Origin of the sequence: Lacinutrix venerupis, from assembly GCF_001971745.1 — a bacterium.
Taxonomy (GTDB): domain Bacteria; phylum Bacteroidota; class Bacteroidia; order Flavobacteriales; family Flavobacteriaceae; genus Lacinutrix; species Lacinutrix venerupis.
This window is the reverse complement of record NZ_CP019352.1, coordinates 2,599,830-2,622,302: the sequence shown is the minus strand read 5'-3', so window position 1 is coordinate 2,622,302 and position 22,473 is coordinate 2,599,830. Positions and strand designations below refer to the sequence as shown.

General features: G+C 31.8%; 15 protein-coding genes. 14 read left to right on the top strand and 1 reads right to left on the bottom strand.

What is annotated here, in order from left to right; all coding sequences use genetic code 11:
* The gene (locus BWR22_RS11870; RefSeq protein WP_076733878.1) at positions 1 to 1,407 is read right to left on the bottom strand and encodes a glycogen synthase; all 1,407 of its coding nucleotides are present in this window, start codon (positions 1,405 to 1,407) and stop codon (positions 1 to 3) included.
* A 276-nt stretch (positions 1,408 to 1,683) separates the two neighbouring features.
* Here BWR22_RS11870 and BWR22_RS11865 point away from each other — a divergent pair, with 276 nt between their 5' ends.
* The 14 genes from BWR22_RS11865 to BWR22_RS11800 all read left to right on the top strand — a co-directional run bounded on the left by BWR22_RS11865 (position 1,684) and on the right by BWR22_RS11800 (position 22,416).
* The gene (locus BWR22_RS11865; protein WP_076733877.1) at positions 1,684 to 2,595 is read left to right on the top strand and encodes a polysaccharide lyase family 7 protein; all 912 of its coding nucleotides are present in this window, start codon (positions 1,684 to 1,686) and stop codon (positions 2,593 to 2,595) included.
* A gap of 32 nt (positions 2,596 to 2,627) precedes the next feature.
* Complete coding sequence (locus BWR22_RS11860; RefSeq protein ID WP_076733876.1) at positions 2,628 to 4,460, top strand: T9SS type A sorting domain-containing protein; 1,833 nt, start codon at positions 2,628 to 2,630, stop codon at positions 4,458 to 4,460.
* 66 nt (positions 4,461 to 4,526) lie between these two features.
* The gene (locus BWR22_RS11855; protein ID WP_076733875.1) at positions 4,527 to 6,833 is read left to right on the top strand and encodes a chondroitinase-B domain-containing protein; all 2,307 of its coding nucleotides are present in this window, start codon (positions 4,527 to 4,529) and stop codon (positions 6,831 to 6,833) included.
* Between the two features lie 77 nt (positions 6,834 to 6,910).
* Positions 6,911 to 7,939, top strand: a complete 1,029-nt coding sequence (locus BWR22_RS11850; protein WP_076733874.1) for a polysaccharide lyase family 7 protein — start codon at positions 6,911 to 6,913, stop codon at positions 7,937 to 7,939.
* A 4-nt stretch (positions 7,940 to 7,943) separates the two neighbouring features.
* Positions 7,944 to 9,833 (top strand): NADP-dependent phosphogluconate dehydrogenase, encoded by a 1,890-nt coding sequence (gene gndA / locus BWR22_RS11845; RefSeq protein ID WP_241828206.1) that lies wholly within the window; start codon positions 7,944 to 7,946, stop codon positions 9,831 to 9,833.
* Positions 9,834 to 9,852: 19 nt separating this feature from the next.
* Entirely contained in the window at positions 9,853 to 11,127 is a 1,275-nt protein-coding gene (locus tag BWR22_RS11840) for an Nramp family divalent metal transporter (protein WP_076733872.1), read from the top strand.
* A gap of 19 nt (positions 11,128 to 11,146) precedes the next feature.
* Positions 11,147 to 12,247: a polysaccharide lyase family 7 protein gene (locus BWR22_RS11835; RefSeq protein ID WP_076733871.1), complete on the top strand. Its 1,101-nt coding sequence runs from the start codon at positions 11,147 to 11,149 to the stop codon at positions 12,245 to 12,247.
* Between the two features lie 10 nt (positions 12,248 to 12,257).
* Entirely contained in the window at positions 12,258 to 13,025 is a 768-nt protein-coding gene (locus tag BWR22_RS11830) for an SDR family NAD(P)-dependent oxidoreductase (RefSeq protein ID WP_076733870.1), read from the top strand.
* Positions 13,026 to 13,103: 78 nt separating this feature from the next.
* Positions 13,104 to 15,383, top strand: a complete 2,280-nt coding sequence (locus BWR22_RS11825) for an alginate lyase family protein (protein WP_076734427.1) — start codon at positions 13,104 to 13,106, stop codon at positions 15,381 to 15,383.
* Positions 15,384 to 15,410: 27 nt separating this feature from the next.
* Entirely contained in the window at positions 15,411 to 15,785 is a 375-nt protein-coding gene (locus tag BWR22_RS11820) for a cupin domain-containing protein (RefSeq protein WP_076733869.1), read from the top strand.
* 225 nt (positions 15,786 to 16,010) lie between these two features.
* Positions 16,011 to 19,118, top strand: coding sequence for a SusC/RagA family TonB-linked outer membrane protein (locus tag BWR22_RS11815; protein ID WP_076733868.1), 3,108 nt, complete (start codon positions 16,011 to 16,013; stop codon positions 19,116 to 19,118).
* 21 nt (positions 19,119 to 19,139) lie between these two features.
* Positions 19,140 to 20,585 (top strand): RagB/SusD family nutrient uptake outer membrane protein, encoded by a 1,446-nt coding sequence (locus BWR22_RS11810; RefSeq protein ID WP_076733867.1) that lies wholly within the window; start codon positions 19,140 to 19,142, stop codon positions 20,583 to 20,585.
* Positions 20,586 to 20,603: 18 nt separating this feature from the next.
* On the top strand, positions 20,604 to 21,473 hold the full coding sequence (locus BWR22_RS11805) for a PKD domain-containing protein (protein WP_076733866.1): 870 nt from the start codon (positions 20,604 to 20,606) through the stop codon (positions 21,471 to 21,473).
* 25 nt (positions 21,474 to 21,498) lie between these two features.
* Positions 21,499 to 22,416, top strand: coding sequence for a polysaccharide lyase family 7 protein (locus BWR22_RS11800; RefSeq protein ID WP_076733865.1), 918 nt, complete (start codon positions 21,499 to 21,501; stop codon positions 22,414 to 22,416).
* Positions 22,417 to 22,473 lie beyond the last annotated feature (57 nt).

Genomic DNA, 22,473 nt, shown 5'->3' with positions numbered 1-22,473 from the left:
TTAGTTTATTAGCGATTTATATAATTCTGAATATTTTTTTGCTGAATTATCCCACGAATGGTCTATGTTCATTATCCTTTTTCTTGTTTTCTGAAATGCTTTTTCATTTTTATAGAATGTAGTAGCTCTAGTTATAGCGTTACAAATATCTTCAACACTAGTGTTTTTATGTGTAAAGCCAAACCCACTATCTTTAATATCTATAATTGTGTCTTTTAATCCTCCTATGCTTCTCACAATTGGTATTGTGCCGTAGCGCAAGGAGTACATTTGGTTTAATCCACATGGTTCTACTCGAGAAGGCATTAATAAGAAATCGGCTCCGGCGTATATATTATGAGAGAGTTTCTCGTCGTAACCAATATACGCATTGTAGTTGCCAATATGTTTTTCTTTTAAAGCTTCTAATTTATATTCAGTGTCTTTATCGCCAGAGCCTAAAAGCAAAATTGAAATATCGTTTTTTTGTAAAGCAATATTAAAAGTTTCAGGAAATAAGTCTGAACCTTTTTCGTCTACAAGTCTCCCAATAAAAGCGAATAAAGGTTTATTAATATCTAAATTAAAAGTATTACAAAGCCATTTCTTATTAGCTTGTTTTCCTTTAATAATATTATTTATGGAATATTGTTTTTTTATATATGTATCGTTTTCGGTATTCCAAACATTAGTGTCGATACCGTTTAAAATACCTTTGCATTTTTGAGATTCATCACTTAGTAAAGACTCTAGACCGTTAGCAGCAATTTTAAGTTCTTCCATGTAACTAGGAGAAACTGTAGTTACTGCCCAAGCACATTTTATTGCGGAAGCTAAAGGATTTATTGTACCACTCCAATCTAATAATCCTACTTTATCAAAATTAAATTCGGGTATTAAATTTACTTTCTCATGAGAAAACCAACCTTGGTATTGTGCATTATGAATTGTAGAAACTACCGGAATCTTGTTTAAAGTTTTGTATTTGTAGCTTTCTTGAAGCATAAATGGAGTTAATCCTGTGTGGTGATCATGGCAATGTATAATGTCCGGTTTTGTTTTTAATGTAAGAATCCAATCTAGAGCAGCAACCTGAAAAGCTAAAAAACGCGTAGAGTCGTCATAAGAATAAATATAGTTTTTAAAGATTAATTCAGGTATGTCAATCAAAAATAAATCAAAACCAATATTTAGATTTACTGGTTTTAGTACTCGAAAACTGTAAGTGTCTTTGTCTAAAAGTATAGTATGCTCATAAATACTTTCAAACTCGTTTTTTTGAGTAAAATTAATATCATAAAAAGGCATTATAACCTGCGCAGTTTCACCCAATAAATTTTGATATTTTGGAAGAGCACCAACAACATCTGCTAGTCCACCAACTTTAGCTATAGGGTAACATTCTGCACTTATATGTATTATTTTCATTTTATAGTATTCAATGTTGTCTCTAAAGTACTAAATTGTAATAAATAATTCTTTATTGTTGTCGTGTTTTTGTTGATATATTAATAATGATGCATTTAAATAGTATTTAATTTATCTTATTGTTAAATATAATTAAGATTTGATATCTGTTTTGCAAAAAGGCTTTAAGCTTTATTAAAATCTTTTTTCTTTAGTAAATTAACACAAATATATATTATTTTATCTATATTTGGTGAACCAATCTGGTAAACCAATTCTAATTAAAGATAAAATATTATGAAAAAATATATTGCATTTATATTTTTTGTTATTGTTTTTAGTTGTTCTAAAAGTGATGATACTAATGTTTCCTCTCAATCTAATTTACCAATAATTAATGTAGATTCTGAAGAAGATAGTACTCCTGTGTATGCAGATGTTAATTTTAGTAATTGGAAAATTACATTGCCAGTAGATGAGAATAATAATGGAAGTCCAGACGAGTATCAACCTACAGATTTAGTTAATTTTGGTTATCAATCTTTGGCTCCAGTTATGCCATTTATGTATGATGATGTTAATGACAGTTCTCTTGTTTTTTATACTTACCCAGATGTTTCAACAACAAATAGTTCTTACTCTAGAACAGAATTAAGAGAGTTAATAAACCCTACTAACTCTAGAGATAATTGGTCTTTACAGCAAGGCGGAATAATGGAAGGTCGCTTAAAAGTTGTAGATATATCTGAGGACAATGAAAATAATAATAGGCAATACCATAATACAATTGTAATGCAAATTCATGGTATTATATCTGAAGAAGATATGGAAGCTCATAATTTTTCATCAAATAATGGGCCACCATTAATAAAAATACGTTGGATAGACGGTTTTATTTATTCTTATAAAAAATCTTTAGTAGATGAGAATACATCTGGAGATGATTTGTTGGAAACTTCTAGCGCGACTTGGGTAGATGCTTCTACAAATATGGGATATGTTGGTTTTGAGGAATTTAATTTTAAAATTAAGGCCTCGATAGGAAAATTAGAACTTCAATTGAATGATAATGATCCTTTAGTTTATGAAGATGTAAGCTTATCTAAATGGCCATTTGAGAATTATTTTAAAGCTGGAAATTATTTGGGAAGCACAAATCCAAATGCATTTTCATATGTGAAATATTATAATTTAAGTGTAACGCATTAAACTCAAGCTAACTTTTAAAAATTAAAAAAAATATGAAAACAAAACTACTTTTAATAGCAGTGCTTTTTTTAAGTTTTGCCCAAGCACAGACAACTCTTACTTTAGGGACGGGTACATCTGCATCAGCAACTAGAGGTCCTTTTCAGCGTTCAAACGATGGGTCGTCTTCTGTTTTTTCGAGAGCAAGTATATATTATTCGGAGGCAGAATTATCTGCTTTAGCTCCATCTGCGACAATTTCTCAAATAAATTTTGATTTGGGTTCTACAAATATAATTACGGCCTCTGGCGATGCCACGATGACTATTTACATGAGGAATTCTAATGCAGCAGAAGTTGTGGCGCTAGATAGTAGTTGGGATGATGCTATAAATGGAGCAACTCTTGTTGGAAGTTATACTTTTAATACATCTAATAATTTTCCAGGAGTCGAAGGATTTATGAGCTTTGTTTTGTCTACAGCTTTTAATTATACAGGTGGTGCTCTAGAAATAGCTGTGGATTGGGATTGTTCTAATTTAGTGCCGGCAGATGCAGCACAGCCAAATTTATTGTTTTCAGGTAATGGATCTTTAAATTGGCATTGGGATACAACAACTGTTCAGTCTTTAAATTATAGAGCTGGTTCATCATCAGCGCCAACTACATTAAATCAAAGAAAAGCCGAACGTGTTAATACGCAAATTGTTTTTACATCTTCTACAACTGCGCCTTCTGTTGGTCAAGTAATAGGCGAATTCCCTGAAATGGATGGTGGTATGGAAAATCAAGTGGCAGACGCAACTATGAGTTCTGCAGGTAGTGGAGAGGCAGGAATTGCTCAAACCGAATGGACGGTGTCTTCAACAGGTAACTCTTCTGTTTATGAAATGACAGATGATGCAACATTAGCAAGAACTGGAGATTTCTCTGCAGCATGGGCTGTAGCGGTAGGAGCTAATAATGTTAGGATGCAATCACCTTCTCCTACAAATCCTCCAATACTTACAAATACTCAATATACTGTTCAATATTTTTATTCAGCTCCAACAAATCCAACAGACGATTTAGATGCAGGAATTTATTTAAATAATACTTCAGGAGGTGTTGCATCTAATACAACAGATGTAACTGTTTTTGCTCCTAATACTTATACAAAAACTTATAGAACCTTAACAACAGGCTCTACTTTTAATGCTTCTAATTGGGCTGTAGCAAGATTAGATGGAGACGATAATGGGTATACAGATACAGTAAGAATAGACGATTTTGTAGTGTATTCTGGATCTTATGATGATGTAGCGCCTAATAGCCCAACATCTGGTGTTTATGCTAATAATTCAGGAGTAGCTTCAGTTGGTTGGACTGCTCCAATTGGAGGTGTAGATAATGGAGGTTATGTAGTTGTTAAGTACACTTCAATGCCAAACGATGATAACGATCCCAACCAAAATGGTATATATGAGTATGGAAATACAATTACAAATGGTACAGGTGGATTAGAAGGGACTGTTGTATATATAGGTACCGATACAAGTTTTACAGATACATATTTAACAGGTAATTACTACAAAATTTATGCAGTTGATAAAGCTTTTAATTATTCAAATGAAATAGTAGTGTCGGATACAACTTTAAAGGTGGTAGAGAATGATACTTTAGATTTTAAAATATATCCTAATCCTGTTGTAGACTTTATAAATATTGAGTCTAATAATACAAAAATATCTTCAATTTCGATGTATGATATATTAGGCAACAATGTACTCTCTTTAAACAAATTAAATAATAATCGTTTAAACATCTCAAGCTTAAATGCTGGTGTGTATATTGTTAAAATCGAAGCAGACGGAAAAAGTTTAATTCAAAAAATAATAAAACAGTAATTAATAAAACACAAATAGTCTATAATTAGATTTTAGTTTTTTAAAATTTACAAATTAAAGTTTCTTATGAAAAAAATAACATCAATATTATGCTTATTAATTCTGCTAATAGCATGCAGTAAACCTACTATAGATAACCAAATTACGGTTAGTAATGTAGAGGAATTAAATCTGGCTTTAAAAGAAGTGAAAGCTGGAGATAATATTGTGTTAACAAATGGAACTTACAAGGATGTCGAAATTATACTTACTGGCGAAGGAACCAAAAATCAACCAATTACTTTAAAAGCAGAAACACCTGGAAAAGTATTTATAGAAGGCACATCTAGTTTAGAAATTAGCGGAAATTACATAGAAGTGAGCGGTTTATTTTTTAGAAACGGACACTCGCCAAAAACAAATGTTATCGCATTTAGAACAAGTGAAAAGGAAGTAGCTAATCACTCTAAAGTTACCAATTGTGTTATTTTAGATTATAATAATTTAGAGCGCGATCAAGACAATCTTTGGGTGCAGTTATATGGTAAACACAACGAATTTAGCAACTCTTATCTTGCTGGTAAAACAAATGGTGGTCCAACATTAAGAGTCGATTTAAAAGGAAACCAAAGTATTAGAAACTTCCATAAAATTATTAATAATCATTTTGGTCCAAGACCAAGAAAAGGTGGTGCAAGAGGTGAAACAATTCAGTTAGGAAGTAGTTTTACATCAATGAGTCCAAGTAACACGTTAATTGCAAATAATTTATTTGAAGAATGTAATGGTGAAGTTGAAATTATTTCAAGTAAAACCAATTTCAACATTATCAAAAACAATGTGTTTTATAAAAGTGAAGGTTCTGTGGTTACGCGTCACGGGAATTACGTTACTGTAGACGGAAATTATTTTATTGGTGATGGTGTAAACGATCAATATGGTGGAATAAGAATTATAAACACAGGTCATTGGGTAATTAACAACTTATTTTACAAAATAAAAGGTAAGAATTTTAGAAGTCCGATTGCTATAATGAACGGAATTCCAAAATCGCCATTAAACCGTTACAACCAAGTTACAGATGTTGTGGTAGCTTACAATACGTTTGTAGATTCTAGCTCGCCTTGGCAATTTGGTGTAGGAACAAATATTGCACAAGCGGACGTGTTACCAAAGTCGGAAATTAGATCTGCAAGACCTTTAAGAACCGAAGTTGTAAATAACATTATTTATAATTCTGAAGGTGATGCAAATCCAATTATCGAGCACGATAAAGCAGATGGCGTAACCTTTGCTAGTAATGTTATCGATAATAATGGAGTGGAGGTTGAAAATGACCATGGATTAATTACGAAAGATTTAACCTTAACAGATATTGGTTCAAATTTATCTGTTCCAACTTCAGGATTCGATGATGTAGAAGTGTATAAAGGCTACGATTTTGAAACCATTATAAATGATTTATTAGGAAATTCTAGAGAAAAATCGAATACAATCGGAGCAATTGCAAAAGCTGGAGACATAAATTTAGACTTGTTAGATAAATCTAAGTATGGTGCAGATTGGTTTTCAAATGAAGTAGAAGAAAAAGAAGCTACAACACATGCAGTTACAAATACTTCAGAATTGGTGAGTAAACTTAAAGCAGCAGAAAGTGGAGATATTTTAAGCTTAAATGATGGTGTTTATAATATTTCAGAATCGTTAATCGTAAACAAAACAATAACCATTCAATCTAATGGAAGTGCTGAAATTGTTTATGCAGGAGCAGCAAATACGCCAGCTATCGAATTACATCCTTACGGAAAACTAACTGTTAAGAATATTAAATTAAAAGGAACAGGTTCTCAGCAAGCATTCGCGAGTTTAAAAAAGAACATGTCTAATCATTTTGGATTGGAAGTTTTAGATTCAGAAATCAGTAATTTCAATTATGCTTTAAAAGTGTATAAACAATCTTTTTCCGAAGAAATTATCTTTAGAAATACTTCAATTTCAGACTGTGAAAACGGTTTAGAATTATCTGAAGAAACAAACGATAGAGGTGATTATAATACCGAGTATTTAACTGTTGATAATTGCACATTCACAAACGTAAAACAAAACGTTATCGATTATTATCGTGGTGGTTATGATGAGTCTACAATTGGTGGAAACCTTCTAGTAACTAATAGTACGTTTACAAATTCTGGAGCAAAAGAGAAAAACGGAATGTTGCTAAATCACAGAGGAATTGTTAATGTAAACATCAATAACAATACATTTAAAAACAATAACGTAAAGTTTGTTTCAATCCTTTGGGGAGCAAAAAACAATGTGGAATCTAACAATGCTTTAATTAATTCTGGTCAAATTAAAACAGAAGAAAACTTAAAACAAACATTAATGTACTAACAAATTCTTGCACATGTGCTGAATTGGTTTCAGTAAAGTAAGAACCTCATAAAAGCTATAATCTTATAAAATATCCAATGAAAAAACTATCTTTTTTAATAATAGCAATTTTAACAATTGTATCATGTAAAAATGAAACAAAAGTTAATGATAATAAGACTTCAGATTCAATTTCAGATTCAATTTCTAAATATCCAAGTGATGTTATTCCGTTTATGGATAAATGGAAAATCCTTTTAGGAGATGGTACCTATGTTGATGATTTAGTAGGTTTTCAAAAAGACGATTTCTTTTATGTAGAAACAGAAAACGATGTAGATTGGGTTGTTTATAAAACACCAAATTCTGGAGTAACTTCAAGAACATCTAGTAATACAAGAACAGAATTAGGAGAAAAAAGACATTGGATTCCAGAAGAAGGCGGAAAACTAACAGGAACTTTAAAAGTAAAACACGTGTCAACTACAGGTGATGCTACAGCAGCTTCTTCATATTCGGTTGTTGTTGGACAAATTCATAGTGACGAAGGTCATGAAAACGAACCACTAAAAATCTATTATAAAAAATTTCCAAGCCATACAAAAGGTTCTGTATTCTGGAATTATGAAATTAATACTGCAGGAGACAATATTGGAAGATTCGATTATTCTACACCGGTTTGGGGACACGATTTTTCTGTAGTAGGAACAGATGCTACAACATATCCTGAAGAACCAGCAAACGGCATTGCTTTAAATGAAGAGTTTAGTTACGAAGTAAACGTGTATAAAGGTATTATGTATTTAACTTTTACAAGTGAAGGTCACGAGACAGTAACTTTTACAAAAAGTTTAATTAAGTCAGATTTTGCTACAAAAGAAGACATACCGGAGCAAATAAAAAGAGTATACGCCAATAGAGAAAAAGGTGGAGGTGTTGAAAGAGATACTGCATATGCAGGAGAAATAAATTACTTTAAACAAGGTGCTTACAATCAAGCAAATTATAAATCTACTAAATCTGAGGTTTATGGAGGTGACATTGCTAAGCAATACCAAAACGGAAGTTATGCTGAGGTTTGGTTTAAAGAAGCAACAGTAGGAGAAGCAATAGCACCAAAAAATTAGCATTTTGAATACAGTTGTGTTTGTCATGGGAGTTTCGGGTTGCGGAAAAAGCACCATTGGAAACTTATTGGCTAAAGAATTGAATATTCCTTTTTTTGATGGAGACGATTTTCATCCAGAAAGTAACATCAAAAAAATGTCTAATGGTCAAGCTTTAAATGATGATGACAGGCAAGGTTGGTTAGAGACTTTAAACAACTTGGCAAAAAAGCAAATTAAAAACAATAGTTGTGTTATTGTTTGTTCTGCTTTAAAACAAAAATATCGAGATACGTTAAGTTTTGGTATTAAAAATCAAACCAAATGGATTCATTTAACAGGAACATTCGATCAAATTTATAAACGTATGCAAAATAGGGCAAATCATTTTATGCCTTCAGCATTACTTAAAACGCAATTTGAAACTTTAGAAAATCCTGAAAATGCAATTTCAATTGATATTAGTCTTACGCCAGAACAAATTATTAAAAAGATAAAACAAAATATAATGAAGACGTCAGAATTTGGATTGTTTGGTTTAGGTGTTATGGGAAAAAGCCTATGCCGAAACTTAGCCAATAACGGCTTTAAAATTTCTATGTTTAATAGACATGTAAATGAGGTAGAAGTTGATGTTGCCAAAAATTTTAAAGCACAATATCCAGAATTATCACAGGCTGAAGCTTTTGATGATATTTCAGAATTTGTAAATTCTTTACAACAGCCAAGACGCATTATGTTAATGGTAAATGCTGGTAAAACAATTGATTATGTGATTGAAGATTTACTGCCACATTTATCTGAAAATGATATTATTATCGATGGCGGAAATTCTAACTACAAAAAAACAAAAGAACGTTACGATTATTTAAAATCTAAAGGCATTCACTTTATAGGAACTGGCGTTTCTGGTGGAGAAGAAGGCGCTTTAAAAGGTCCTTCTATTATGCCAAGTGGAGACAAAGAGGCTTACAATAAAGTCGCTCCTTTTTTAGAAACTATTGCCGCAAAAGATAAAAATGGTTTGCCTTGTTGTACCTATGTTGGTCCAAAAGGAAGTGGTCAATTTATAAAAATGGTACACAATGGTGTTGAGTATGTTGAGATGCAATTATTGGCAGAAGTAACAACCATTTTAGAAACTTTAGGTCAAAATCCTGATGAAATTTCTCAAACTTTAGAGTCGTTTAAAAACGATGCGAGTAGTTATTTGTTAGAAATAACAACCGATATCTTTAAAAAGAAAGAAGGAGACGATTGGTTGGTAAAAAAGATTTTAGATAAAGCAGGAAATAAAGGCACAGGAAACTGGACAACCATCGCATCTGCAGAACTTGGTGTGCCAAGTACACTAATTAGTTCGGCTTTATTTTCAAGATATATTTCGTTTTATAAAGAGGAGAGACTTCAATTGAATTCAATATTTAATTTTGAAAATACTTCAAAATTAAGTGTTACAACTAACGAGGTTTTAGAAGCTTATCAATTTGCCAGAATTGTTAACCATTACCAAGGATTTAAATTGATTGCGGAAGCTTCAGAGAAGTTTCAATGGAATCTCAATTTAAGTGAAATTGCAAGAATTTGGACAAACGGATGCATTATTAGGTCAACTTTAATGGAAGAATTGGTTAGTGTTTTTAAGGAAACCACTAATATTTTAACCAATAAAGAATTAGTCAATAAGTTGAAAAAGTTTAAGCCATCAACAAAGAAGGTGGTTTCAGAATGCTTATTAAAAGATTTAACAACACCAGCTTTAAGCGAAGCTATTCAGTTTTTTAACGGAATCACCACAGCATATGCTTCGGCAAATGTAATACAAGCACAACGCGATTATTTTGGTGCGCATACTTACCTAAGATTAGATGATGACTCTGCAACACCGCATCACACAAATTGGAATTTAAACTAATTAACAACTAACAAATATTATGGGAGAAAGCACAACCAAAAAATCATTTCTTAAAAAAATTATAGCAATAATATTAGGTTTCGGACCTGGTATTTTTGCTATTGGTTACACTATTGGTACAGGTAGCGTAACGTCCATGATTGTTGCTGGAAGTAAGTTTAATATGGATTTGCTTTGGGTATTATTTTTAAGTTGTTTGTTTTCTGGTGTATTAATGTTTGCCTACGGAAATTATGGATTAATAACTGGTGAAACTGCACTTTACGGATTTAAAAAACATTTAAAATTTGGTAAAGCGTTAGCAATATTAATAATTGTGGGTATCACCTTTGGTCAATGGAATTCCTTAATGGGAATTTTAGGAATTTCATCTAATATTATTTATGAAATTTTAGCAATAAATTTTGATGGCTTGATTGATTATGAATACGAAACTGTATTAATAACAGCTATTACAGTTATAGTTATCTTCTATCTTTTATTGTTAGTAGGTAAGTATACCTTTTTCGAAAAAATACTTGTCATTTTTGTAACAATGATGGCTTTATCTTTTATACTATCGTTGTTTTTTGTGCAACCATTACCAATAGATGTTATTAAAGGTTTAGTTCCAAAAATCCCAAATGTTCCCGGAGGAAAAATGTTAGTAGCAGCTTTTGTTGGTACAACTATGGCTTCGGCTACTTTCCTGTCAAGACCATTATTTGTAAAAGGTAAAGGTTGGACTATTAAAAATTTAGACCAACAAAAAAAAGATTCAATAACCGCTGCTATTTTAATATTTTTTATAAGCGGAATTATTATGGCTGTAGCAGCTGGAGCTTTGTTTTATGATGGTAAAGAAGTAAACCATGTTTTAGATATGGCAAACACTCTAGAGCCAGTTGCAGGTAAATGGGCGGTTACTATTTTCTTTTTTGGTGCGTTAAGCGCAGGATTATCTTCTATTTTTCCATGTTTGTTAATTGCACCTTTATTAATTGCAGATTATCAATCGGGAGAGTTAGATACTAATTCTAAACAATTTAGAATAATCACTTTTATAGCTTGCTTAGTCGCTATAATTGGTCCAGCTTTTGGTGCCAACCCAATAGAAATTCAAATATTATCTCAGGTATTTAATGTATTTGTATTGCCTGCAGTAATATTAGGAATTATACTTATTGTAAATAATAAAAAAGTAATGAAAGCGTATAAAACAAGCATAGGAATAAACATTGGTTTATTTGCAGCGTTATTCTTTTCGTTAGTAATTTCTTATAATGGAATTGTAGCATTAACCGAATATTTTTAAAAAATAAAACATTATAAATATGATTAAAAAAAACATCAAATCAATAGCTGTAATCTTAATGTCTGGATTATTACTAAGTTTAAACGCTTGTAAAGATAATTCTGAAAAAACAGTTGTAGTAGAAGAAGAAAAAAAAGTTACGTATCCAAGTGATGTAATTCCTTTTTTCGACCATTGGAAATTAATTTTAGGAGATGGATCAAATGTAGGTATTGCTAACAATTTTGAAAATAAAGACTATTTTTATACTACAAACGAAAATGGTACAAATTGGGTAGTTTTTAAAACGCCTAACGCCGGTAATACACACGGTACTTCTAATAACACAAGAACCGAGTTAGCACAAACAAAAAAGTGGTATCCAAAAACTGCAAACGATAAATTAACAGCAACACTTAAGGTCATGAATGTGTCTGCAACCGGAGATGCACGTGTTGCAGCATCTCATGCTGTGGTTGTTGGGCAAATACATAGTGCAGATAAGCATGAAAACGAGCCATTAAAAATATTTTACAAAAAATATCCAGGTCATACAAAAGGATCTGTGTTTTGGCATTACGAAATTAATACTGCTGGAGACGATAATTCTGGTCGTTGGGATTATTCATCTGCTGTTTGGGGAGACGATTTTTCTGTTGTAGGTGAAACCGAAAATACTTACCCAGAAGAACCAAAAGATGGTATTGCTTTAGGTGAAGAATTTAGCTATGAAGTGGTAGTTAAAGATGGTATTATGAGTTTAAAATTTACTAGCCCTAATCATGAAACTAAAACATTTACTAAAAATTTAATAGAATCTGAATACACTACAAAAGCAGATATTCCAGAACAAACTCAAAAATTATTTGTACCAATAGGGCAGGATGGTGTTGAGCGTAAAGAAGCTTATGCTGGAGAAGGTTGCTTTTTTAAATTAGGAGCCTATAATCAAACAAATGGTAAATCTCCAGAAGTTAATAAAAACTGGTGCTCAGGTGCAGAAACTCATAATGGAGATATTAAAAAACAATATGCCGATGGTAATTATGCAGAAGTTTGGTTTAAAACAGGAAGCATTTCAATTAGTGATAAAGCAGTGTCTAATCAAGGATATTTTAGTAAAAACGATAAAGTAAAATAAAAATATAGCAATGATAAATAATAAACTTTCAGGAAAGAATGTATTAATTACAGCAGGAGCTCAAGGTATTGGCGAAGCAATAACCAAACATTTTATTGATAGCGGATCTAATGTGGCTATTCATTATTTTTCTAGTGCAGATACTGCCAATACACTAGTGGATTATGCAACAAAAAAAGGACTTAAAGCTGTTGCAATTAGTGGAGATTTAACCAAAGAAGGAGATGCTAATAACGTAGTTAATAAAACAGTTGAAGCCTTAGGTAGTTTAGATATTTTAATTAATAATGCAGGTTCATTGGTGGCTCGTAATTTATTAGAAGATTTAAAAACCGATTTTTGGCACAAAGTTATGGATATAAATATGACGTCTATGATGTTAGTTACTAGAGCAGCTGGACCACACTTGGCTAAAAACGAAAGCAGTAGTATTGTTAACTTAGCATCGCTTGCAGGTCGTAAAGGTGGTCATCCTGGTTCTTTGGCTTATGCCACAAGTAAAGGTGCTATTTTAACATTTACAAGAGCATTAGCAACAGAGTTTGGTCCTCAAGGAACACGAGTAAATGCTGTTGCTCCAGGATTAATTTTGGGTACATCTTTTCATAATACACATACAACTAAAGAGTCTGCTGCAGCTACTATTGCAGGAATTCCAATTGAACGTGCAGGTAATGCAGATGATGTTGCGAGAGCTGTATTATATTTAGCATCAGAGTATGATGGATTTATAACAGGAGCAACTTTAGATATAAACGGTGGTGTTTATAATATGTAATTTTATAAAAAGTAATCTTTTTTTGGTAACCAAAATATTATAGTATATTGGTAAACCAAATTGGTAAACCAATTTATTATGAGAAAAAATATAACTTTTAGGGTTGTTTTTATATTTATTTTATTCGTAATGCTTTCGTGTAAAAATGAAAGCACTACGAGTTCTGAAAAAATTTCAGAAACAAAAACTGAAGGAACTCAACAACATCCTAAACTTATTTTAACTGCTCAAGGTGTAAAAGATATTAGAGCGCAATTAGGAACAATTCCTATTTTCGATAAATCTTTAGAGGCAGTAAAAAAAGAAGTTGATGCTGAAATTGAAGCAGGAATAGATGTGCCAATTCCTAAAGATTATTCTGGTGGTTACACACACGTTGTACATAAAAAGAATTGGTTTATACTTCAAAAAGCAGGTTTATTATATCAAATTTTAGATGACGAAAAATATGCCAAGTATGTAAAAGACATGCTTATGGAATATGAAGCATTGTATAAAACCTTACCATTGCATCCAAAAACAAGATCTTATGCTAGAGGAAAATTATTCTGGCAATGTTTAAACGATTCTAATTGGTTGGTATATGTGAGTCAAGCTTACGATTGTATTTATAATTACCTAACGGAAGAAGAACGTAACAAATTAGAAACTAATTTATTCAGGCCGTTTGCAGATCATATTTCTGTGGATAGTCCGCAATTTTACCAACGAGTACACAACCATAGTACTTGGGGAAATTCAGCTGTTGGAATGATTGGTTTGGTTATGGATGACGAAGAATTAATCAATCGTGCCTTATACGGAATTAAAGATTTAAAATTAGCTGCTAACAAAAAAGACGATGATGGTGGTTTTTTAAACAAGGACGGAAAAGCAGGTTTTTTAGCGAATATTGAAGAGCCTTTTTCACCAGATGGTTATTATAATGAAGGACCATATTACCAACGTTATGCGATGTATCCGTTTTTAGTTTTTGCGGAAGCATTACACAATGTAAAACCAGAACTTAAAATTTTTGAATATAAAGAAGGCGTACTTTTAAAATCTATAAATGCATTACTAAATTTATCTGATGCAGATGGTGATTTTTTTCCATTAAACGATGGACAAAAAGGAATGTCGTATTACACAAACGCTTTGGTAACTGCTGTAGATGTATCTTATCATTTTGGGGAACAAGATCCTGGATTGTTATCAATTGCTAAAGAACAAGATAAAGTATTGTTAGATGACTCTGGTTTAGCAGTTGCACTTGGTATTAAAAACGGAAAAGAAAAACCGTTCGCTAAAAAATCTATCAATTTATCTGATGGTCCAGAAGGAAAACAAGGTGGTGTTGGTATTTTAAGAAATGAAAATTTAGAACTCGTTTTTAAGTACGCAGCACAAGGTTCAAGCCATGGTCATTATGATAAATTGTCATATTCTTTATATGAAAATGGAGAAGAAGTCATTCAAGATTATGGTTTATCTCGTTTTGTAAATATCGAACAAAAAGGTGGTGGGAATTACCTAAAAGAAAACAAAACTTGGGCAAAACAAACCATAGCACATAATACTGTAACGCAGAATGAAACGTCTCATTTTACCGGTAAATATGATATTGGAAGTTTGCATCATTCCGATTTAAATTATTTTTCTTCAGATAATGAAATGGTACAAGTAGTAAGTGCAATTGAAAAAAATGCCTATCCTGGTACAATAATGCTTCGTACGATGGCTATAATTAAAGATGAAGATTTCGAAAAGCCATACATGCTTGATATTATGAAGGTCACTTCAGCAACAGCTAACCAATACGATTTTCCTTTTTATTATTTTGGGCAGGTATTACAAACAAATTTTGAATATAATTCACCTAAAACATTAAAACCTTTAGGTTCTAAAAATGGATATCAGCATTTATATGTAGAAGGCTCAGGAAAAGCTTCTAAAGACAACACTAAGTTTTCATGGTTTAATAATAACAAGTTTTATTCATTAACAACAGAGACTACATCTAAAGATGAAATAGTACTTGCAAGAATTGGAGCCAACGATCCAGAGTTTAATTTACGTCGTGATCCAGCTTTAATTTTAAGAACTAAAAATTCAAAAAAAAGAACGTTTGTGTCTGTAATAGAATCTCACGGCAGCTACAGTCCTGTTTCAGAATCTGCAATAAACTCTAATAGCAGCATCAAATCAATTAAAACAATTTTAGATACAGAAGATTATACAGCAATTGAGATTACTAATGTAAATGGTAGTGCTAAACTATTTATTACATCAAATAGAAACGCTTTAAAACAAAAAAAACATAACATAACAATTAACGGTAAGAATTATGAGTGGTCAGGTTCTTATTATTTCAACTAAAATAAAACAACTAAAAATTAAACAAAAATGAAAAGATTTAGCGAAAAGTACATTGTAGCAAAAGATATGGAATGGGAAGAACTTGGTGGAGGAGTTTCTAGAAAGTTTTTAGGTTACGATAACCAAATCATGATGGTAAGTGTAAAATTTGAAAAAGGAGCTTTAGGCGCACCGCATCAACATTTTCATACGCAAGCTACTTATTGTGTATCAGGAAAATTTGAATTTGAAATTGATGGTGTTAAACAAATTGTAGAAGCTGGAGATGGCGTTTATATCGAGCCAAATTTACTACACAGTGCAGTTTGTTTAGAAGAAGGACAATTAATAGATACGTTTAGTCCTGTAAGAGAAGATTTTTTAAGTGGAGTTGGTCCATCATATTTTGGCGATAAAAAATAATTAGAAATAATTTTTTTTTATAAAATTACACATTTCCTACATGGTAGTGTAATTCTTACTATTAAAGACAATGTTCACTATTTTAACTTAAATATCTTCTATTTTAACATTTAAATTTTACGAAAACGTTGTATTTAACATTTTTTTATATATATTTGGTAAACCAAACTGGTTCACCAATTTGGTTTACCAAAATATTAACTAACATAAAATTAAAATTTAATTATGAATTTAAAAGCTAAGTCGGCATTAATTGCAATACTCTTTATGTGTATTTCAGCCTTTGCCCAAGAAAACTTAACCATTAAAGGTCAAGTGATTTCATCAGCAGATAATATGGCTCTTCCAGGAGTTAATGTTATTATAGCTGGGACAAGTAACGGAACAAGTACAGATTTTGATGGAAATTACCAAATTAATGCTAAGTCAGGTGATGTTTTACAAATTTCTTATGTTGGTTATGTTACTCAGTTATTACCTATAACAGCAGATAAAACAACAATAAATGTTGCTCTTGTAGAAGATTCTAATACTTTAGATGAGGTTGTAATTGTAGGTTATGGTACTCAAAAGAAAAGTCACTTAACTGGAGCTATTTCTAAAGTTAAAAATGAAACACTAGACCAAATCGCAGTATCTCGTGTTGATGATGCTTTAATTGGGCAGGTTTCAGGTGTTAACATTCAATCTACAAATGCAGAAGCTGGTGGTGCTCCAACAATTACTATTAGAGGTGTTGGGTCAATTGCAGCAGATTCTGGACCTGCAGTTGTTGTAGATGGTGTAGTAGTAAATTCAGAATTTCTTGGTAACCTGAATATGAATGATGTTGAATCTTTTGAAGTTTTAAAAGATGCAGCTTCGGCAGCAATTTACGGTAGTGAAGGAGCTAATGGTGTTATAATGATTACTACTAAAAGTGGTAAAGCTGGAAAAACAAAATTTAGCTATCAAACTTACACTGGTTTTAAAGATGCTCATGGTAGTGATGATTACAGAAAAAGTGTAGCAGATTGGGCTGAAAAAGAACAAGCAGCTACAGGTACACTTTCTGGAGAAACGCTATATGCACAATTATTAGTGGCTACAACAGGTGTAGATAGAGATTGGCAAGATGTTTTCTTTGATGGAGGTGTTACAACAAGTCACTCTTTCTCTGCTCGTGGAGGATCTGAGTCTACAAAATTTAGTACATCTTTAAGATATTTACACGATGAAGGTGTTGTAATAACAGATGATTATAAGTTATATACAGCTAACGTAAAGGTAGATACAAAACTAGGAGATAAGTTTAAGTTTGGAATTAACGCAACGCCTTCTTATACTAAGCAAAGACAATTGCCAACTTCTATACATAATCCAATGCGTCAATCGCCTTGGTTACCAATTTACCATACTGCAGAAACACTTCAGTTTGTAGATACTTCTAATTATCCAAACGTTGGAGTTGGTGATTATTTTTACGAAAATCATTTAATCAATTTAGATTTAGATAATGATGGAAGTACAGAGAGACCTCGTACATCTGGAGATTCAAATCCTTATGCACAATATGTAGAGAGAGAGCATTATGAGTACAATACAAAATTATATGGTTCTACATATTTAAGTTATGAAATTTTAGAAGGTCTTACAGCAAAAACATCTTTAGGTATTACTTTAGAACAAAGAAAAAGAACTAGATGGGATGGGACTAAGCACCATGCGGCAGGAACAAGTAGAGCTGCATATAGTTTACAAAATAGATTCAGATCTAGAATAATCTCAGATAATACATTACACTATTCAAAAAATCTTGGTAATCATGAGTTTGATTTACTTGCGGGTATGACTATACAGCATAGAAAAGCAGAGATTAGTCAAGTAGAAGGTAGTGGTTATAACAATGACCTTCTTAAAAATATTAATGGAGCAGATCCAACAACAGTAGTTTCTGAAGAAATTAATACCGAAAGAAAGAAAGTAGGTTATTTTGGTAGAATTAATTATGCTTATGACGATAAATACTTATTATCTTTCTCTTTTAGACGTGATGGTAGTTCTGTATTTGGTTTAAATAGTAAATATGGTAATTTCCCTGCAGCTTCTATTGGTTGGAATGCTCATAATGAAGATTTCTTAAGTGAAAGTGACCTTATAAGTAGATTAAAACTTAGAGTAAGTTATGGTCTTACAGGATCAGAGAACTTTAGTGTAGGAAACGATGTTGTAAATGTTTGGCCTTATTTAGCATTATTACAAACAGCTAATACTGTTACTCAAGGAAGTGCAGCAGGTGTAGCACCATTAAATATTGCAAATCCAGATTTACAGTGGGAAGCATCTAAAGAATTTAATCCAGCAATAGATTTTGGTTTTTTCAATAATAAAATTTCAGGATCTTTAGATTATTATACAAGAACAAGTGATGAGTTACTTTTAAGTAATCCAGTATCTTATGTAACTGGTTTCCAAGAAGGAATTGTTAACTTAGGAGAAGTGCAAAACCGTGGTTGGGAATTAGAATTAAGAACTAAAAATATATCAACTGAAAAATTCTCTTGGAATTCAACATTAATAGCATCAACTAACCAAAACGAGTTATTAAGTTTTGGAGACTCTAACAATGCTTTAATTGAAGATACTTACGGTAGAAACTCACAATGGATTAACAGAGTAGGTGAGCCAATATCTTCTTTTTGGGGATATGTAGTAGACGAAGATGTTTTTGATGAAACTTCTTTTAGAACTACTTATGTAGATAATCCTTGGAATAGAATTAATGGAGAGTCTGATGATACTATTGTAAAAGATTTAAATGGTGATGGTATAATTACTGAGGCAGATAAAACTATCTTAGGAGATCCTTATCCAGACTTAGTTTATAGTTTTACAAACGAATTTAAATATGGAAACTTCGATTTTTCATTTATGGTGCAAGGTAGCTTAGGAGCTCAAGTTAACAATATTGGAGACCAGTATTTCTACAATTGGTTTGGAAATAGAACTAGAAGTGGAGGAGAAGCTCAAGCAGTTGCAGATGGTTTAATACCACACGAATCTTTTATTCAAGAAAAAGTTTTAACTAGTGATGTTATTGCAAGTGCAGATTATTTCTCATTACGTAATGTAAACGTTGGTTATAATTTTTCAGATGATGTTCTTACTAGACTAGGCGTAGATAATTTAAGACTTTATGCAACGGCTCAAAACTTAATTTATATTACAGCAGATGATTATCACGGTTTTAACCCAGAGCATATAGACGGTGACAACCCTAGAGCTTACGGTTCTCAAAGAGCAGGAACACCTATATACAGTACATTATCATTTGGTGTAAACATCGACTTTTAATCTAAAAAAAAAACAATTATTATGAAACATTTAAAATATTTAATCTTTGCAATCTCAGGATTAGTTGTCCTATCCTGTAGTGACGATTTTTTAAACCCAGTACCAGATACCGTAATTACAGTTGATTCTTTTTTTCAAACAGATGAAGATGTGTTAGCTGGAATTATAGGAATCTATGATGCGCTTCAAGGAACAAATGAAAATACAGAAACAAATATTGGTAGAGCAAATCGTGGAGTCCAATTTGAGCATCTTTTAACAGAACACCGTACAGATAATACAAGAAATGCAACATTAGAAGGTTCTAAGTCAGATTTTCACAGATATGTAGTAAATGCAAATAATGTAGAGTCTGAAGATTACTATCAGTCTATGTACGAGGTTATTTTTAGAGCAAATAACGTTTTATCTTTTATAAACGTTGCAAATGTAGAGAACCAATCAAAATATGCAGCAGAAGCTAGATTTTTAAGAGCATATGCTTATTTTAAATTAGTTAGATTATATGGAGATGTACCACTAGTAACATCTGTTATTACAGCAGCAGATACAGAGACACCATTTATTAGAGTGGCATCAGATCAAATTTACAATCAAATAATAGCAGATTTTCAAGATGCAATTAACAATTTAGATAATACATATAAGTCTAGGGCTTCTAAAGCAGCAGCACAAGCATTATTAGCAAAAGTATATTTAACTCAAGGTACAAACTATGTTGCAGCACAACAATTATGCGAAGAAATAATTGGTACATCTTACTCTTTAGAGTCTAATTTTAGCGATGTTTTTTATTCAGAATTAAATAACGAGTTGCTATTTGTTATAGCTTATGCTAGTGGAGTTCCTTCAGAGAGTCAAAGTTTCTCTTCAGAATTTACTTCAGGATCTCGTAGACAAGGAAGAGAAGATGGGCAAAACATTGTTAACGCAAATCTTATAGATGATTTTATGATGTATGGTGGAAATAGAGGAGCTGTTTCTTATGTAACTTTTCCAGATGCAACAGAAGTAGCAAAGTTTTTACCAGAAGGATCAGATGTAACAGTAAATCCTCCAACATATGGTACTAACCCTAGAGATGCAGGGAATGATTATATAGCACTTCGTTATGCCGATGTATTATTAATGCATGCAGAAGCAATTTTAGCCGGTGCAGCAGAAACTTCAAATGGTCCAGCAATAGACTCTTATATGGAAGTTAGAGTAAGAGCAGGTTTCGATCCAGTTGCAGATAGACCAACAGTACTTACTAAAGAAGCATTATTAGCAGAAAGAAGAGTAGAATTTGCATTCGAAAACCAACGTTGGTTTGATTTAATTAGATTTAATGTTGCAAATAGCGTATTAGGAGCACATGCTACAGAAATGGGATATGTGTTTACATCAAGATCTTTACTGTTACCAATTCCATCAAGAGAAATAAACTTAAGCGGAGGACTGTTAACACAAAATCCAGGATATTAATATTTAAAAAATTAAACAATGAAAAATAAAATAAATATTTTCCGTAAAACAACATTATTGCTCTTAAGTGTAGTAGCAACTAGTTTTCTTTTAAGTTGTGAAGATGCTTTTAGAGATGATTTGCCTGATTCGAACTCTCAACTAGATACTAAATTTCCAGAAGCAAATTTCTCTTATTCTGCCGACGATGAAAATGATTTTACAGTAATAAGCTTTCAAGACCTTTCATCAGAATCTAATGGTTACTTGTGGGATTTTGGTGTTGGAGATCCATCAAGTTCAACTTTACAAGATCCTGTAGTTACTTTTCCTGGTGAAGGAACATATCCAGTAACATTAACTACTAACGACTCTAATGGAGTTACAAGTTCTATTACTATCGATGTGGAAATTGTAGAACCAGAAATACCAGATGCAAATATTCCAACTATTGCAGAACCAGGTTTCGATCAAGGTAATGATAGTAGAGACGCATGGAGAAATCCAGATTTAGGAGGAGTAATTCAAATTACAAGTTCAGGTGGTTATTTTGAAGGTTCGAACGCTGCAAAATTACCAGATCCAGGGAGTGATAGAATAGGATACCAATTACTTACAGACTTTACGCCAAATACAGATTATGTTTTAACTTTTAAATATAGAATGAAAGACGATCAAGATGGTTTAGGAGTACTTAATGTTCACATGTTAACAGAAACAAATGATCCTGCAGATATTGCTGCAAATACTATTGAATCTGTTTCTTACACAGAAAGTGCAACAAATACATCAGAGTTGCAAAATGGTATATTATTATTTAATTCTGGAGCAAATACATCATTAGCAATCTACTTCGATAATTTAGTAGATGAAGCTTATATTGATTCTTTTGAACTTGATTTACAATAACATAAAAATCTAAAGACTGAAATAAATGCGATTAAAATTAAATATAACAATATTACTTGTGCTAATTTCAGTCTTTAGTGCTAATTGCCAGGTAACTAAAACTTCAGAAAACAACAGTGTTGAAGTTTCTTCAAAGAAAAAGAAGAAGAAAAAGAAAAAGAAAAAAAAGAAGTTTAAACTACCAGACATAGATTTAACACATTGGAAAGTTACAACACCTGCTGGAGATGGAAAAAAACCACAAGAGGTATCACCTCCAGAAATTTTTGATTATGCAACAAATAAGGATTTAATGCCTTACATGTATAACGATTCAACTCGTGGAGCAATAGTATTTAGTGCATATCCAAGTAAAGCAACTACTAAAAACACAAAGTACTCAAGGTCAGAACTTAGAGAACAAATGGTGTCTGGAGAGAACAACGTAAATTGGACCTTCAAACAAGGTGGTAAAATGAAAGGGAAGTTGGCTATAGACGAAGTTTCTCGAGATAAAGATGGTAAATATCATCGTATAATTATAATGCAAATTCATGGTAGGTTAACTAATGAGCAAAAAGAGTTAATTGGAGAAGACGATAATAATGCGCCACCAATGTTAAAAATCTATTGGGACAAAGGTAAAATTAGAGTAAAAACTAAAGTATTAAAGAATTTAAATGCCACTTACGAAGAAATGCTACATGAAGATGCTTGGGGAAATGATGAAGGTTTTAATTTCGAACAAAAAGTAGATTTCAGAAAATTTACACTCGAAGTTCAAGTATCAGAAGGTAAAATGGTTATTATTTTAAATGATAACGAATATAAAGTTTACGAAAATATTCATATGAGAAAATGGGGAATCTTTGAAAACTATTTCAAAGCAGGAAATTATTTTCAAACAAGAGATGAAGGCGCTTTTGCTAAAGTTAGATATTACGAACTAGAGGTATCACATTAGCATTTATTTGAATTAGTCTGAAACCAATGTGTCTTGAAACTAAGTTTTACTGATCTT